This window comes from Paenibacillus sp. FSL F4-0236 (genome assembly GCF_038000135.1).
Classification (GTDB): domain Bacteria; phylum Bacillota; class Bacilli; order Paenibacillales; family Paenibacillaceae; genus Paenibacillus_AQ.
The window spans coordinates 2,791,610-2,808,427 of record NZ_JBBOBK010000001.1 but is presented as its reverse complement, the minus strand read 5'-3'; the positions used below and the strand labels follow the sequence as shown (position 1 = coordinate 2,808,427).

Genomic DNA, 16,818 nt, shown 5'->3' with positions numbered 1-16,818 from the left:
CTAGATTTGCTGTATTTATTTGAGTCACAAGAAAGTAACTTTCTTGTGGCTTTTATTTTTTTCATACAGGAGGATACTTATATGTCATTAATAAATGTTACAAATCTAACCTTTGCCTATGAGGGCAGCTACGATAACATCTTTGAGAATGTAAACTTTCAAATCGATACTGATTGGAAATTAGGATTTACCGGAAGAAACGGTAGAGGAAAGACCACCTTTCTGAGTTTATTGCTTGGAAAATATGAATACAGCGGAAATATTTCTGTCCATGTCACTTTTGAATATTTTCCTTTTCAGGTGGATAACAAGGAGCTTAATACCATTGATGTGATCAGCGAAATTTTTCCGGATTATATTCATTGGAAATTAATGCGTGAACTTTCATTATTAAAGGTTTCTGAAGATGTGTTATATCGGCCCTTCGACTCATTGTCTAACGGAGAGCAGACGAAAGTGCTGTTAGCCACTCTCTTCATTAAGGAAAATAGCTTCCTGTTGATCGATGAACCTACCAATCATTTAGACATGACGGCAAGAAAGTTAGTCAGTGATTATCTCAATACGAAAAGTGGATATATTCTGGTCTCTCATGACAGATCTTTTCTTGATAATTGTGTAGACCATATTTTGTCTATAAATAAGACGAATATAGAAATTCAAAAAGGAAATTTTTCAAGCTGGTGGGAGAACAAAGTCAGACAAGATAACTTTGAGCTGGCAGAGGACGAGAAACTCAGAAGAGATATTAAACGCTTATCTGCTTCTTCTAAACGGACAGGCAACTGGTCACATGAAGTGGAAAAAACAAAAAACGGAACGAGAAATTCCGGCTCAAAGGTCGATAAAGGCTACATTGGACACAAAGCCGCTAAAATGATGAAACGCTCTAAAGCCATTGAGCAAAGACAAAATTCTGCGATCAACGAAAAGTCTAAGCTTCTTAAAAACATCGAAAATTCTGAGAATCTAGAGATTACACAGCTTGACTATCACAAACGTCAACTTGCTGAGCTAGACAATATTTCGATTTTTTACGGTGAAAAAAAGGTATGTTCTGACGTAAGCTTCACTATCGAGCAGGGTGAGCGTATTGCTCTGGCGGGTAAAAACGGCTCAGGTAAATCAAGTATCATCAAATTGATGTGTGGTGAGGATATAGATTTCACAGGCACTCTCACAAAGGATAATCAGCTTATCATTTCCTACGTATCCCAAGACACTTCTAATCTTCAGGGGAATCTAACGGATTATGCCAGAGACAACGGAATCGATGAAAGTCTGTTTAAATCTATTCTACGAAAGCTTGATTTTTCTAGAATCCAATTTGATAAAGACATATCCACTTACAGTGGTGGTCAAAAGAAAAAAGTACTGATTGCCAAAAGTCTTAGTGAGAAAGCTCATTTGTACATTTGGGATGAACCGCTTAATTTTATTGATGTCATTTCACGTATGCAAATTGAAGAGCTGTTGCTTGAATACACGCCAACTCTTGTTTTTGTGGAGCATGATCGGGAATTTTGCAACAATGTTGCTACGAAGATCGTTGAACTTTAATTAAAATGAAGAAATGGGGGAAGTCGACAGAGTTTATCTGTCGGCTTTTTTGTATTATTTTACAAACGCTGCACATTTAAAAAAGCAATTTAATATCCCCCTATAAAAGTTATGGATTACCTCCGTGCAATCCTAACTCGTGTCGAGTACTATGAAATTAAAGACTATAATCTCCAAAAGAAACAGTTGTACATCCAAGTGAATCAGGAGGGAGATCAGATGCTTAGTGTACTTATAGTGGATGATGAATATGAGATTCGTGAAGGATTGCGAAATCGCTTTCATTGGGAGGATTACAATATTACAGAGGTTCTTGTTGCGGATGATGGTGATGTGGCCTTACGTACGGCACTTGAGATCAGGCCCGCTCTGATTATTACAGATATCAAGATGAACCGCATGTCTGGTCTTGAATTCCTTAGCGCCTTATCTGCGGAAGAGGACTATAAGCCTGAGAAGATTATTGTAAGTGGTTATGATGATTTTGAACTGGTCAAGCAGGCCATGAAAATAGGGGTATGCGATTATATTTTGAAACCAATTAATTTGGATGAACTGGGTCAAATGGTAAATAAATCGATAGAGAACATCAATAAAAAGAAGATGGATCATCGTAACCGGCAGATGCTTAAGAATCAGGCGGTCTTCGCCATCTCCAAAATGCGTGAGGAATTATTAAAGGAAATGATTGAGCAGGTTTATGATCCTAATCTTGAAATGCGTAGATACCACCGTCTTCAAACATTGGAGCTTGAATGGATGTTGAAGGAGCCTACGATGTTGATTGTCGTTGAGGCTGATAATTTAAAAGCGATAGAGAATAAGAATCCGCATGAGAAGGAACTGATTCTATTCGGGATTAGTAATGTGTTACATCAGACGCTTGAAGAGGAATACGCCCACCCTTCTGCTCTCTATAAGGACCGTTATAACCGCTGGATTATCGTGCTGGGAAGCCTTTCGCATGAGCAGACGGATATCGCACAGGGCATGGCACAGCTCTTCATTCAAAGAATCAATGATTTTGTCAAAATCACTGCTAGTGCAGGAATGCTGACTAAACCAGGGAATACAAGAAACTTGCACCATATGTATATTGAGGCAGTGAGTGTAATGGAGCAAAAGGCGGTTTATGGGGGCAACAGATTATTCACTGAGCAAGGGCTATTTTACGACGGGGAGAGTGATAACTTGTCACTTCAGAACCCGGAAGAAATGCTTGATTTAGTTCGATATGGTTCGGATGAAGATATAACAAGAGCGATGGATACCTTTATCGAGATGATACAGTCTTGGCAGCTTACACAACTTAGAGATATCCAGCAGAAAATTTTTGAATGGCTGTTCGAAGTGTTCCGGCGAGGAGCGGAGGGAACCGTCCTTAAGAGTTGGAAAAATAATCCGATCGCAGTTTGGGAGCTGTTGGAGCAATACGATACACTGCAGGCGCTTCGTGAACAAACAGAGGTCTTTCTGCATGAGATTGCTGCCGACTTTCGAAAGCTTTCGCATACACCTAGCCAAATTGTTAGCGAAGCTGAGAAGATCTTACACCGTGATTATGCTGAAAGCCTAACGCTGCAAATTGTAGCTTCTGCGGTTCACGTAACTCCGGTTTGGCTTAGTAAGTTATTTAAGAAAGAACTGCATATGACCTTTCTTGAATACTTAACAGATATTCGCATTAAAAAGGCAAAAGAAATGCTATACGATGTGCAGTTTAAAATTTATCAAATCTCCTATCAGGTCGGCTACAAAGACCCGGTGCATTTCTCAAAGCTTTTCAAGAAACAGGTAGGCTGCACCCCTAAGGATTTCAGAAGACAGCTTGGAATTGCTGAAGAATAAAGAATCCAGGTTGCTCAGGTTCGGAAGAACCTGGCACCCTGGATCTATGCAAGTATTTATAGTGGCGTGATTCCTATAGTTACAATCCCAGCCTTACATACAGGAATCGGCTGTGTCTGAACCTCGGAGGTCATTTCTTCCATGATATTACTGTGGTATAGCAGGGAGTTTTCGCTGGTATTAATACTCAGATTAGAAGGCGTGTAAGCAAGATTGTACCAGCGTGCCATTAAATCTCCATTATCTTCATTGATTTTTAAATTGGAAAAAGCCATTTCTTTACCATCCCATGCCAGAAAACTGTGCACAGGAGGAAGAGTTCCTTCATGAATACCGGTCTGAGAAGTGGTGAAGGGAACAGCATAACGATAGGCTTCACGGTAGGCCGCGAAGCGGTTGTCACCTCCGCCATGCGGGATAAGGCTCCACTCTGCTACATTAACGCCAAGGCACTGAGCATCAGGGGTATGGAAGACGCCCCAGTCGCCAAGTTCTCCTATGGAACGAAGGAGTGTTAGGGCGATTGTACCTTCATCATCCTGCAACACCTCGTACTCATTAAGACCTTTACCGGCTGCGGTCAAGCCGCGTCCATCGGCATGTACATCCACGAACGCCTGCATATGCTGACAATTGCTTGGGTTCTCCCATTCCGGTGCAGGTATGGTTTCTCGCTCAGCGACTTCAAAGACGGAATCTGCGTAATGAAGCGCCGTCTTAATGCCAGTTGGCAGCAGAACACGTAGACGGTGATCCTTGGCGGTGTTGTCGATTCGAGTCTGCACTTGCAATGCATGACTTTCACGCTCTAGACTGATACGAGTCACAATATTTAGAGGGACAAGCTGCTGAGACCGGACCGACTTCCGCTGCCGGAACTCAACCATGGTTTCTACTTCCTGCTGTAACTGTTCATCGGCTGATGCCGGAATTTCTAGGGTGTGTCTGATTTCAAAAGCAGCTCTGTAAGGGGTATTCTCCGTTAAGCGAATCTCAGCAGGGATGCCGCGTGTAGTAATGGCTAAATCACCTTCTGGTTGTTTGAAGATGTATTCATTACCTATGTCGCCGACATCCTCGTATACACCAAGACCGCTGTACAGCTCATCGCTGCTTTTGTCGAACATAGAAAAGCTGCCGTCTTGTGCCACTAAGACTCGAATAAATTCATTCTCCATAGTGAAGTCATCGGTAATCAGTGTGTCACTTGAAGATTTCGATATCGCTGTATCCATTGCGGGAATCCAAGCAAAAGTTGCCAGTCCTAGGGCAGGAAGCGATTTTGCCTCAAAGGTTAGCCGTAATGCATGCGCCATATATGGCTGTCTAAATCTATCGTGTGGCAGCTCGTAACCGAAGCGTACCCCCAGATCTTCAACAGTGCAGTCTAATCGATCACCTTGGGAATTGACCAGGTAGCCCTCGCCATGCGTTCTGTCAGAGACTTGCTTGAACACGGCACTTGGGTCTTCACTTTGAATGAAGAAACGATGAGACCACTCAATTTCACAGGTCACAACGCTGCTGCTAGAATAGCCGCTAGTATTATAAACTACGAACGCAGTGGCGTCTTCTCCAAATTGTGCGAAGATAGAGGTGTCGACCTTAGCACTAATGAATCTGGCGCTGTCAGTTATGAGGGCTGATCCGACCTCCATGCTTTTTGCAAACCGAGTCTTCATCTCATGGTAGACTTCATCTACACTGCAGCCGCAAATACTGTCATGCGGATGGTTCTGCATAAGCGTCTTCCAGGCATATTGCATTAGACCGTGCGGATAAGCTTTGCCTAATCCATGTGCAATAGCGGCTAGCGGTTCAGCTATTTTTTCTAGAAGAGTCTGGTTCTGTTGATTAAGCTGCTTGATGTATACCCTCGCTGAAGCAGTATTTACTAGTGAGTACCAGCCGTCTGTATGTTGCCCGCGCAGCTCCCCTGTAGTAAGGGTTAGGTCATCGGGAAGCTCATTTTTAACGGCTTTTACATAATCATCATAGTTAGAATGAATGAAATCGCAGTCTGGATATAATTCACGCGCAACACGTAAAGCTTCAGAAAGATCGGTTTGGATGGGCTGGTGATCACATCCATTCATAAGCAGTAAATGTCGGGTGGAAGCATATTGTCTGGTACGTGCAAGGCGATGGTCCCAGTAGCTTTTAGCAGTATCAGGATCAACAGGAATTTCCATGCCATTGTTGTACCAATTCGCAAAGAGAATACCGAGCACTTTGGAGCCGTCAGGAGATTGCCAGATCAGCTCAGAGTAAGGAGATTCCTGATCAGAGGCATCTACCACGCGATTGTTGAAACCAGTAGCTTTCACACCCCTGCCGAAGATGGCTGTATCGATTCCAGCTTGCTGAAGAATCTGTGCAGCTTGGCCCATATTGCCAAAAGAATCCGGGAAATAGCCGATCTTAGAGATGGGACCGAATGTCCTTGCATCACGATGTCCGATTTGCAGATTGCGAACATTAGCTTCACCGCTTGTCAGAAATTCGTCTTGAAGAATATACCACGGCCCAAGAGAGAGCTTGCCAGCATCGCATAATCTTTGGATGATTTCACGCTTCTCAGGATAAACCTGCAAATAATCTTCCACTACTATGGTTTGTCCATCTAGATAAAAGCTCTTAAAATCCGGGTCGGATTCAAACGTCTCAATCAAAGAATTTATAGTTTCGATAAGCTTAACGTGATGGGCTTCATAGGGCATATACCATTCTCTATCCCAGTGAGTATGAGAGATGACATGTACAACGGTTTTACTAGCTCCAGTCAATACGATTCCTCTTTTCCATAAGATGATGAATGCTACAGCCTAATTATATAAAATGCATTTTTTGCCACAATGAGTGGATCGCAAATTATTGCGGGGATTATTGTCGACATGTAAGGATTGGGGGGATTGTTATGAATCGTTTCACTCTGCGTCTGGGCGCATCGTTAAGGAACCGTATCATATTGGTATTTTTTATGATTATTATTGTGCCTTTTCTCATCTTTGCTTACTTTGCGCATATTAAGTCTATTGAAGGCATCACGAATACGAACACTAAGATCTCACTGAGCTACCTTCAGCAAGCAGCTAAAAATTTTGAGATTTATCTTAATACACTTAATGATCAGGTCAACACTCTTATCGGCAATAAACGTGTGCAAGATCTACTGATTGATCCGCCCGCCAATCCTGTTGAAGAAGAGGATTTTACTGTAAATCTACTTACAGTGCTCTATCAGGCCACTCCACAAATCGATGCTTTCCGAGTGCGAGTATATCCAATAAATCCTTCGCTGTATCCTTCTTATATGAATACATTGGGAGAAGCGGCGAATATAACTTCAGAGGAATGGTTTACGAGGTCACAAGGGACTGTAGGTCCAATGTGGGAGTTATTTATGCCACAGCAAGGCAAATATGGCCGCCCTCTGCTAGGATATATCAAGCGTTTCTCAGGACTCTATGACCGTAAGCCCCGAGGTATGGTCGTTACAGAAGTTTCAGAGGATCATTTGAAGCGTTACTTCTCACCCACTGAGCAATTGAAGAATCAGAAGCTGCTGCTCATGAATCGTGACGGTACTATTTATTATGACTCATCATCCAATGAATGGGCCGGCACACGATTTCCTTCGAATTCGTTCATTACCCATCTTCAAAAAAATCCGGCGGGTTCACAAACGATCAAGATTGATGGACACAAATATCTTACTACTTATGTCAGCTTAGACAGTGAGCCTTGGGCGATTGTCAGTCTGACGTTATTGAAGGAACTGACTGGAACAAGTGATGAAATGACACGTCTGCTAATCATCTTTCTGTTTATTTATCTCGTCTGCTGCTTTGCCGTTGTTTTTTACATTACGGTGTATTTCACCCAGCCTATCGCACGTCTGGTAAGGCTTATGCGGAGAATGGAGGAGGGCAATTTCCAGACAGAAGCGTTGACTTCGCCAAGAACAGATGAAGTAGGCTGGTTGTATCGAGGCGTCGGAAGTCTTGTCCAGCGGATTGACGTATTGATCCAGGAAGCGTGGCGTTCCGAGCGAAAGAAGAAGGCTCTGGAGTTTCAGGTGCTCAGCCACCAGATCAACCCACATTTTCTCTATAATACGCTTGAATCTATTCGGTGGAAGGCAGAAAACCATGGCCGCAGCGACATTAGTGAAATGGTATCTGCACTGGGAAATCTACTTCGTCTCAGTCTGAATCAAGGGAAGGAGATCACCACGCTGCGGCGTGAGATTGAGCAAGTTAAAGCTTATGTGCTGATTGAACAGGCCCGAATGGGCAAAACAATCCGGATTTTATATTCCATAGATGAAGATTTGCTGGATTTTCCATTCCTTCGCCTGCTGCTACAACCTCTAGTAGAAAATGCAATCCAACATAGTGTACGGACTGACTTCGAGAAGGGGAAGATCATTGTGTCTGCGAGACGTGAAAAGGAAGATATGATCATCGAGATTGCGGATAATGGAAAAGGCATTCCACAAAGTATCATTGACGAGCTGGATTATGAAGATCCTGAGGAGGAAATGTATACAACTACTCGGAGAGGTGTGGGCTTGCGCAATGTGAACGACCGTCTGAAGCTGTATTTTGGGTCTGACTATAAGCTACAGATTCAGATCGGAGCACAAGGAGGGACCCGTATTTTATTGCGACACCCTATAAAGGTAGACGAAGAATTGTCCAAAACAGGTGAGGCCCATTAATGGCCTGACTCAATCAAATCGTTAAAAGTCTTATAAAGTAGCGATTCTCGCATCTAAGAGAATCGCTACTTTTATTTTTACACAGGAAATTGGATATCTCGTGATCAGGATAAAAATGAATCAACAAAGTGCAAGATTGACTCATAGTAAGTGCACATCCACTCTTTTACAATTAATTTATCCAAACAGCGAAAGGGAAATCGATATGAAACTAAACGGAGTGTTCAAGGAACTGTACAAAAATCGCACCTTGCTGCTCATGTTCTTACCCGTCGGGGTACTGTTCTTGCTCTTTAACTATCTACCGCTAGCTGGTCTTGTAATCGCCTTCAAGAATTTTGATTTCTCCAAAGGGATTTTTGGAAGTGATTGGATGGACCCGCTGTTCAGCAACTTTGACTATGTATTCTCTTCTCCGGTGGCATTCCGGGCCATCCGCAACACGATCCTATTAAATGCTCTCTTTATAGCAATAGGGCTCGTTTTTGAAGTTGGGTTTGCTCTCCTATTGAATGAAATGCGCAATAAGTATTTCAAACGAATTACGCAATCCTTGACCTTTTTACCGTTCTTTATCTCATGGATTGTTGTAGGTGTATTCGCTTATAATCTGATGAACTATGAGAACGGAGCGATAAATCGCTTCCTGGAGTACCTAAATCTTCAACCGATTGACTTCTATAGTAGGGCCGAGCTGTGGCCGGCAATCTTAACCATTGCTGCCCGCTGGAAAATCACTGGCTATGGCACAATTATCTATTTGGCCGCGTTAACCTCTATTGACAGTTCTTATTATGAAGCTGCTTCCATTGATGGAGCATCTAGATGGCAGCAGATCAGGTACATCAGTATTCCTATGCTGCGGCCAACGATTATCATCCTGACGCTACTAGCAGTAGGTAGAATTATGAATGCTGATTTTGGGATGTTCTACGCCATGGTAGGTGACGCTTCGCTACTCTTTCCGACCACAGATGTTATTGACACCTTTGTCTATCGAAGCCTGCGTAAATCTGGTGATATTGGGATGGCTTCCGCTGCGGGCTTTCTACAGTCCTTTGTTGCCTTCTTCTTAGTCCTTGGGAGTAATTATGCGGCACGCAAAATCGACAAAGACTCAGCGATATTCTAAAGCCAAGCTCATCTAACTTTAAGGAGGTCATCCCACACGATGTCAGCAAGAAAATTCTCTTTCAGCCAGTTTCTAATCGCTCTGGTTATCGGCCTATTCAGTCTGGCCTGCCTGTTCCCGTTCCTCATGGTGATCTCAGGCTCGCTTAGTACGGAAAAAGATATTATGCAGTACGGCTATTCTATTTGGCCGAAGACGATAACGTTTGATTCCTATCGTATTTTGCTTCTTGGCTCTAATCGAATCTTTGAAGCGTACGGAGTCAGCACATTCGTCACTGTTGTCGGAACTATTTTGTCGCTCTTCTTAACGAGCATGGGCGCTTATGTAATGGCAAGACGTTCTTTTAAATATAGGAATATTCTTTCTATCTTTGTCATCATCACCATGCTCTTCAGTGGGGGATTGGTTCCCTGGTATATCGTTATCGTTAGATACCTGCATTTGAAAGATACGATATGGGCGCTTATTCTTCCATCGCTGGGGAATGCCTTCAATATGTTTCTTATTCGAAACTTTATGCTCTCTATTCCAGAGGATCTGCATGAGTCGGCCAAAATGGACGGTGCAGGTGAATTCAGAATCTATTCTAGGCTGATCATGCCACTGGCTCTACCAGTTCTAGCGACTGTTGGCTTGTTCGTAGCTCTCGGGTATTGGAACGACTGGTTCCTCGGGTTAATGTTCGTGGATAAGCAAGAGCTTCAACCCCTGCAACTCCTTCTGCGAACATTGATCTCTAATGTCGATTTCTTGAAGAACTCTGGAAATGCGGCAGCGATGCAGCGGATTTCAGCTCAGATTCCTTCCGAGTCTATCAAAATGGCGCTAACAGTTATAACCATTGGACCTATTATTTTCTTGTATCCATTCCTGCAACGTTATTTCGTTAAAGGTCTTATGGTTGGAGCGGTTAAAGGTTAACTATGTCGACTTAAGTCGTATAGTATAAATTAAAGGTAAAAGGGGAGATTAGGATGCGCAAACGCATGGGTAGATTTCAGATCGTCCTGATAGCAATGCTATTGTTAGGACTGATTATGTCCGCATGTAGCTCGAGTGGCGGAAATACTTCGTCTAATGAAGCGAATCAAAACAAGGAGGACAACACCGGTTCTAGCACAGAACCCGCGAAAGGTGAAGATGAAGTTACACTCAAATTCTATTTCGGTGGGGACAAAAAGGCGGCCACGGACGAGGTTTGGTCCAAGATTAGTGATTACGTGAAATCCAAAGGCCTAAATGTTAAGTTCTCCGTAAATTTCATACCATTTGGCGACTTCAAGGAAAAAATGCTCGTGATGGCCGCGTCCGGGGATAACTGGGATATGAACTTTGATGGAGATTGGCTCTCCTATAAACAAATGGCTGCAAAAGGTTCTTACATGGCCTTAAATGATCTGCTCCCGAAATATGCGCCTAATCTTGAGAAGAAATATGTAGAACAAGGAACATTAGGAGCCGCAACGGTTAACGGACAAATCGTAGGACTTCCATGGACAATGAAAATGAATGAACGTAAATTTGCTGGATGGCGTTCAGATCTGGCTGAAAAAGCAGGCATTAACATCGCTCCGGATTCTATTCAAACGATTGAAGATGTCGACAATCTGCTTCGTGAGCTGAAAAAAGCTTATCCGAACGAGAAGCTTTCCCGTACTACACCACTATCTTTGTATTATATCCGCGATGAATGGGTAGATCTCAACTTCCATGGTTTAGGCTTCTATCTGAGTGATCCGAAAATTACTATTCAATCTGTTGAACAACAGCCTTTCTTCCTCGAAGCTTCTCTTTTGGCAAAGAAATGGTATGACGACAAACTGATCAACAGAGATGCCATGATTGATAAAGAAGGCGCAGAAGATCAGTGGAGAAACGGTAAATTGCTCTTTACTGTAACATCACATGAATGGGCTTATGCTGATCCAGGCTTCTCTGATGCTTCCTATAAACAAGGGATGTCGCTCATGTATCCAGACAAAAAGTATGTCAACCGTACAGCACTTGCTAATGTTGTAGCCATCAATGTAAACTCCAAGAATCCAGATCGGGTACTTCGTTTCCTTGATATGGTGGAGACTGACCAAACGCTATATGATTTGTTGCAATACGGTATCGAAGGCAAAACCTATGTCCTGAATGGTGAAGCTGCGGATTATCCGGAAGGCATGCAGTCTTCTACGAGTAATTATATGGAGTGGGGTGGACAATGGGCGTTCTGGAAACCTCAATACATGCGTCCAACAACAACTTATGCTAAAGATTTCTGGGTGAAAGAAGCCGATTTTGCTAATCAGCCGTACAATGTGAATTCCCCGATTGACGGTCTGTTTATTGCTGAAGATGCTATGAAGAATGAATTAGCTAAACGCGATCAAGCCACCGATGAGATCAGCAGACCGATTGAATACGGTATGGTGAAAGATGTTAACAAAGCTGTAGCCGATTATGTGGAGACTCAAAAGAAAAACGGACTTGATAAAATTATTACTGAAACTCAGAAACAAATAGACGCTTATCTTGCTGCCAAAAAATAAGCTGCGGAGTTACTGCATGGAAGTGGCACCAATCTGAATTCAGAAGGCATGCTGAAACGTGCGGAGACCACAGACCTACTGTATCGGATTTATAATTTGAAGTGATTATCATAAGGGTTTTTGATTAATAAAAAGGCGTCCCAAGTTGTCGTTTTACGACAGTCTGGGACGTTTTTTGTTCCATTCTATCCTATCAACAGGAAGAGGATAGAAATGCGGTGGAAAGTTTAATAACGTCCCGTTTGGATGTGTCGATGATTGCATTAAAATAAAAGCGACACAAAAGGGGATGGTGAAATCATGGCAAAAATAACAGGAGTAGAATGCATCCGCACCAGACATGATGTAAGCTGGACAATTGTGAAAGTAACGACGGATCAGGATGGATTGTATGGGATTGGTTCCGCATCAGATTTGTATAATCCTGAGGCTGTAGTTCAAGTCGTTGAACAACTGCTTGCACCACTTCTAAAGGGTCGTGATCCGGCAAATATTGAAGACCTCTGGCATCTTATGCATATGAGTGGTTATTGGAGAAACGGTGCGATTCTTAATACGGCTATCGGTGGTATTGATATGGCCTTGTGGGATATCAAAGGTAAAGAAGCGAACCTGCCAGTCTATCAGCTTCTGGGAGGTGCCTGCCGTTCGGCGGTCCCTTGTTATGGCCATGCTGGTGGCAATGATATCACAGAGCTCAAGGAAGATGTCTATAAATTCATTGAGGAAGGTTACACAGTGATTCGTGTCCAGATGGGAGGATACGGCGGCGGTGGGTTTGTCAGCGGGAAGGAAGCGAAGCTTCCTGTCCATCCTTGGAGCAGTGGTCCTGTATTTGACGAGCATGCTTATCTGAATGCCATTCCTGACATGTTCGAGAAGCTTCGTGTGGAATTTGGATCCGGCGTTCAGTTCACTCATGATGTTCATGAGCACCTCTCGCCTATACATGCGATTCAACTCTCAAAACGCTTAGAGCCTTACAGTCTTTTCTACTTAGAGGATGCAATAGCACCAGAGCAGATTGGTTGGTACCGCCAGCTTCGGCAACAGAGCGCAACACCGCAGGCTGTGGGTGAGTTATTTGTGAACCCGCAGGAATGGACAGGGCTTATGCAGGAGAAACTGATTGATTTTATTAGGGTACGAGTTTCCAAGGCAGGGGGCATCAGTGCCTGTCGTAAAATAGCCGCATTGGGTGAAATCTACGGTGTCCGCACGGCTTGGCAAGAAGGAGGAGAAAATGATCCAGTGAACCAGGCAGCTGCAGTTCATCTGGATATGGCACTCTGGAACTTCGGCATCCAGGAAATTAATCATTTCAAGCAGGAAGAATTAGAAGCTTTTCCAGGACATATCGTCAGACAAGGTGGGTACCTGTACCCCTCTGACAAACCGGGATTAGGTATTGATATCGATGAAGTGCAGGCTAAATCTCTTCTCAGAGAACAATGGAGTTCTAGTCAATATCACCGGCCTTATCCTCTGGACCGCAAAGCAGACGGAACATTGGTACGCCCTTAGATTACAGTACTAAAATAACCGCAGATCAAGGAGGTAGATTGAAATGAACACTATTGCCGTTACTGGTGGTGGGGGCAAACTTGGCTCTCAAGTAATCGGGATGCTCCAAGAGCAGAAATATGATGTTGTGTCGTTAGATAATCATCTGTCTGATCGAATTCATTGCAAGCAGATTAAAGTCGATCTGAATGATTTCGGGCAAGTGGTGGGATCGCTTGAAGGCGTAGATGCTATCATACATTTAGCTGCAATACCTGCTCCGATTCATTATCCACATTCTTATATTTATGCGAACAATACAGTGGCTGGTTATCATGTACTGGAAGCGGCTTCTCTCTTGGGTATTCGTAAAGTGATAATGGGCTCAAGTGAGTCTTCCTACGGATTTGCTTGGGCTCCACAACCCTTTTCACCGCATTATTTTCCGGTAGACGAAGACCATCCACAGCTACCGCAAGAATGTTATGGACTCTCCAAAGTCGTCAACGAGCTGACTGCTGAAATGTTTCACCGGAGAAACGGTATGCAGGTGACATCCCTACGTTTCTCTATGATTACTGGTCCTGGAGATTATCGACATCTTGCGATAGCAAAACCGGAGACGTTCAAACCTATTTTATGGAGTTATATTGATATTCGGGATGCAGTGACAGCTTGTATTGCCGCTCTTCAAGCTGAACTTAATGGAGCCATCCACCTGAACATCACTGGAGATGATACATTAAGTGACCGAACAACAGAAGAACTGCTGAAGAGCTTTTACTCTGAAGTAGGAGACTTGCGTAAGACATTCCAAGATAGAGAGGCTATTGTCAGTAATACTCTGGCGAAAAAGCTCCTGTCTTGGCAACCTAAATACTCATGGTTAAATACAGAAGTAGAATAGCAACCTATCAAAAAAGCATACTTTAGGAGGTCTTATCATGTCTAACAACAATCAAGATATAATTGTCGAATCAAAAAAGAGAACATCTTTGAATCCTGTAATTACATCCATCTATACGGCTGACCCATCAGCTCATGTCTGGAGTGATGGTAAGATTTATATTTACGCTTCCCATGATATGGATCCAGCCAGAGGCTGTGATCTTATGGACAGATACCACGTGTTTTCCTCTCAAGATATGGTGAATTGGGTGGATGAAGGTGAAATTCTTAGTTCGGACGATGTCGCTTGGGGCAGACCTGAAGGCGGTTTCATGTGGGCTCCAGACTGTGCGTACAAAAATGGAACCTACTATTTCTATTATCCTCATCCGAGTGACTCGAATTGGAATGATTCGTGGAAAATTGGGGTAGCGACAAGCAAGAAGCCAGCAAGTGATTTTACCGATCAGGGATATATTCCAGGGCTTGGTGGATTCGCTTTGATCGATCCATGTGTGTTAGTGGACGAAGATGATCGCGCTTATATGTATTACGGCGGAGGGAGTACATGTCTTGGCGGGGAACTGAATGAAGATATGTTGTCTCTGAAGAACGGGATGACTGAAATGGAGGGACTAGAAGATTTCCATGAAGCAGCCTGGGTATTCAAAAGAAACGGTCTTTACTACCTTACCTATGCGGATAACTTAGAAGACAATAATCGAATGAGATACGCAACCAGTGAGAATCCGCTTGGTCCGTGGATGTACAGAGGAATCTTTCTAGAGCCGACAGGCTGTTCAACAACTCATGGTTCTGTGGTGGAGTTCAAAGACCAATGGTATTTGTTCTATCATAATCAGGCCATTTCTGGAGAAGGCAATCTGCGTAGCGTATGTATCGATTACCTAGAGTTCAACGAAGACGGTACGATCAAGCCGGTTATTCAGACAAAAGAGGGCGTCTCATCGATTGGAACTGCACCGGAAGTAAGTCCTAATCTTAAGACATATCCGGCTGCGGATTGTATGGTTTTTGGAGGAGCAGAAATACAGAGTCTAGAATCAGGTCAACAGGTGGTGAACCACTTACAAATAGAGGGTTCCTACGTTCTTTTCAATAATATAGAGGGAGGAGAGGGCGGCAGAGCTTCCATTGAACTTCATTATGCTACGAGTGAACGTCTGGCAAAAGTGAATTTATACGTCAATGATAAGGATTACTCGCTCCTTAATGCCCTCTCCACTGGTGGAGCTCAACAATTTAGTGGCCGTACGAATATTACCGTCAATGTATTGCCGGGTGCTATTAATACGCTGAGAATCACGGGCGGTCATGGTGAAATTAGTATTATACAAATGACGATTAGCCCACTTGTGGATTGAAATGTACGCTATTTTTTAAAATAAATTACTATTAAAAGTCAAAGGTTGATCTCACATCTTTCTTGAGGTCAACCTTTGTTATTGTTATTCAAATTTCGAGACGAAAGAACGACTGGAATAAGCAATAATGCAACGAAGCCTCCACCAAGTGATAAAAGGGCGTAACTGGAATTTGCTAAAATCATACCAGATAAAGCTCCACCAGATGCTCCTGCCAACGCGATCAAGACATCTACTGATTACTGTGGCTCCAATAATAACGCCCTTTTTGTTGATAGAATCTGTATTTCCTGTTGAATGATCAGAATGACTTGGAGTGGAGCTTAGTGCCTCTGCAAGAGCTTTTGCAACAACGAGCGGATCTGGTCTAAGTAAAGCTAGAAGGATTAAACCAGCGACAATGTATGCTGCAGCAGCTAGAATGAACGGTCCGGCAAGAGCCGGGACACCAATAGATTCAGCGAACTTCCCCATTACATTAACTAAGTTTGGCCCAGCAACAGCACCAAATGTAGTTGAAACCATCGCGATGCTAATCGCTGTTGCTCGTTGAGTGGGGGCCGCCAGATCTGTACCCGCATAACGTGTCTGCAAATTAGTTGCTGTGCCTGCTCCATAGATAAGCAATGAGAACATTAAAAGTAGAATATTATTAGTTAAAGCAGAAATTACGACTCCGATTGCTCCTAATCCGCCTATTAAGAAGCCAGTAGCAAGACCAGAACGCCTTCCGAATCTTTGCGATAGATGTCCTACAAATAATGCTGCCCCAGCAGATCCTAGTGTAAATAGTGCAGCAGGAACGCCCGAGAAGCTATCGGTTCCTAACATGTTTTGAGCTAGGAGGGCGCCTACAGTGATTCCATCAGCAAGACCTGCTCCTCCAAAAAATTGCGAAATGATGACAATAAATAGTGTTTTCCGATATAATTGGTGTTGCTTTTCTGGAGAAACGAGGTAACTTTGTAACCATTCAGGGTGATTGCTAATACTTGTAGAATCACTAACTTTCGTCGACATTAGATTTTCCGCCTTTCTAGCAACACTTCTTAATCTTCTTGCTTTTGTTTTTAATTCGACTGCCTCCACGGACATTAAACAGTAAGGTCCTCTACAATAAGCGACTACATCACAATTTGAGGGTAAGTAAGCAAGCTTCTCTTCTAATTCTTCAATAGGAATAGATATAGCCCCTGGAATATGTGCCATATCATATTCTTCCTTCGGTCTTACATCCAA

10 protein-coding genes and 2 pseudogenes are annotated in these 16,818 nt (G+C 43.2%); 9 read left to right on the top strand and 3 right to left on the bottom strand.

Annotated elements, in window-relative coordinates; genetic code table 11:
• The first annotated feature begins 81 nt into the window (after nucleotides 1-81).
• Nucleotides 82-1,560, top strand: coding sequence for an Lsa family ABC-F type ribosomal protection protein (locus NSQ29_RS12630; RefSeq protein ID WP_341125228.1), 1,479 nt, complete (start codon nucleotides 82-84; stop codon nucleotides 1,558-1,560).
• 219 nt (nucleotides 1,561-1,779) lie between these two features.
• Nucleotides 1,780-3,408, top strand: a complete 1,629-nt coding sequence (locus NSQ29_RS12625) for a response regulator transcription factor (protein WP_341125227.1) — start codon at nucleotides 1,780-1,782, stop codon at nucleotides 3,406-3,408.
• Nucleotides 3,409-3,464: 56 nt separating this feature from the next.
• On the opposite strand, the gene NSQ29_RS12620 is transcribed toward NSQ29_RS12625, so the two are convergent.
• A complete protein-coding gene (locus NSQ29_RS12620) occupies nucleotides 3,465-6,194 on the bottom strand; it encodes an alpha-mannosidase (RefSeq protein ID WP_341125226.1) in 2,730 nt (909 codons plus the stop codon).
• Between the two features lie 131 nt (nucleotides 6,195-6,325).
• Here NSQ29_RS12620 and NSQ29_RS12615 point away from each other — a divergent pair, with 131 nt between their 5' ends.
• From NSQ29_RS12615 to NSQ29_RS12585, 7 genes are all read left to right on the top strand, one after another.
• Nucleotides 6,326-8,131, top strand: a complete 1,806-nt coding sequence (locus NSQ29_RS12615) for a cache domain-containing sensor histidine kinase (RefSeq protein WP_341125225.1) — start codon at nucleotides 6,326-6,328, stop codon at nucleotides 8,129-8,131.
• Between the two features lie 205 nt (nucleotides 8,132-8,336).
• Complete coding sequence (locus NSQ29_RS12610; RefSeq protein ID WP_042188121.1) at nucleotides 8,337-9,263, top strand: ABC transporter permease; 927 nt, start codon at nucleotides 8,337-8,339, stop codon at nucleotides 9,261-9,263.
• A gap of 39 nt (nucleotides 9,264-9,302) precedes the next feature.
• The gene (locus NSQ29_RS12605) at nucleotides 9,303-10,187 is read left to right on the top strand and encodes a carbohydrate ABC transporter permease (protein ID WP_042188123.1); all 885 of its coding nucleotides are present in this window, start codon (nucleotides 9,303-9,305) and stop codon (nucleotides 10,185-10,187) included.
• Nucleotides 10,188-10,240: 53 nt separating this feature from the next.
• Nucleotides 10,241-11,803 carry an extracellular solute-binding protein gene (locus NSQ29_RS12600; protein WP_341125224.1) on the top strand — a complete coding sequence of 521 codons (1,563 nt, stop codon included), beginning with the start codon at nucleotides 10,241-10,243 and terminating at the stop codon, nucleotides 11,801-11,803.
• A gap of 300 nt (nucleotides 11,804-12,103) precedes the next feature.
• Nucleotides 12,104-13,327: an enolase C-terminal domain-like protein gene (locus NSQ29_RS12595; protein ID WP_341125223.1), complete on the top strand. Its 1,224-nt coding sequence runs from the start codon at nucleotides 12,104-12,106 to the stop codon at nucleotides 13,325-13,327.
• A gap of 43 nt (nucleotides 13,328-13,370) precedes the next feature.
• Entirely contained in the window at nucleotides 13,371-14,213 is an 843-nt protein-coding gene (locus tag NSQ29_RS12590) for an NAD-dependent epimerase/dehydratase family protein (protein ID WP_341125222.1), read from the top strand.
• Between the two features lie 37 nt (nucleotides 14,214-14,250).
• On the top strand, nucleotides 14,251-15,579 hold the full coding sequence (locus tag NSQ29_RS12585) for a family 43 glycosylhydrolase (RefSeq protein WP_341125221.1): 1,329 nt from the start codon (nucleotides 14,251-14,253) through the stop codon (nucleotides 15,577-15,579).
• Nucleotides 15,580-15,822: 243 nt separating this feature from the next.
• Here the strand turns inward: NSQ29_RS12585 and NSQ29_RS12580 are convergent.
• Nucleotides 15,823-16,599 (bottom strand): annotated as a pseudogene (locus NSQ29_RS12580) (MFS transporter); the annotation flags it as partial.
• 78 nt (nucleotides 16,600-16,677) lie between these two features.
• A pseudogene (locus NSQ29_RS12575) lies at nucleotides 16,678-16,818 on the bottom strand (rhodanese-like domain-containing protein); the annotation flags it as partial.

Coding starts and splice junctions, on each gene's coding strand:
- NSQ29_RS12585 (WP_341125221.1), top strand. CDS start 14,251: ATGTCTAACAACAATCAAGATATAATTGTCGAATCAAAAAAGAGAACA.
- NSQ29_RS12630 (WP_341125228.1), top strand. CDS start 82: ATGTCATTAATAAATGTTACAAATCTAACCTTTGCCTATGAGGGCAGC.
- NSQ29_RS12610 (WP_042188121.1), top strand. CDS start 8,337: ATGAAACTAAACGGAGTGTTCAAGGAACTGTACAAAAATCGCACCTTG.
- NSQ29_RS12615 (WP_341125225.1), top strand. CDS start 6,326: ATGAATCGTTTCACTCTGCGTCTGGGCGCATCGTTAAGGAACCGTATC.
- NSQ29_RS12595 (WP_341125223.1), top strand. CDS start 12,104: ATGGCAAAAATAACAGGAGTAGAATGCATCCGCACCAGACATGATGTA.
- NSQ29_RS12590 (WP_341125222.1), top strand. CDS start 13,371: ATGAACACTATTGCCGTTACTGGTGGTGGGGGCAAACTTGGCTCTCAA.
- NSQ29_RS12625 (WP_341125227.1), top strand. CDS start 1,780: ATGCTTAGTGTACTTATAGTGGATGATGAATATGAGATTCGTGAAGGA.
- NSQ29_RS12600 (WP_341125224.1), top strand. CDS start 10,241: ATGCGCAAACGCATGGGTAGATTTCAGATCGTCCTGATAGCAATGCTA.
- NSQ29_RS12605 (WP_042188123.1), top strand. CDS start 9,303: ATGTCAGCAAGAAAATTCTCTTTCAGCCAGTTTCTAATCGCTCTGGTT.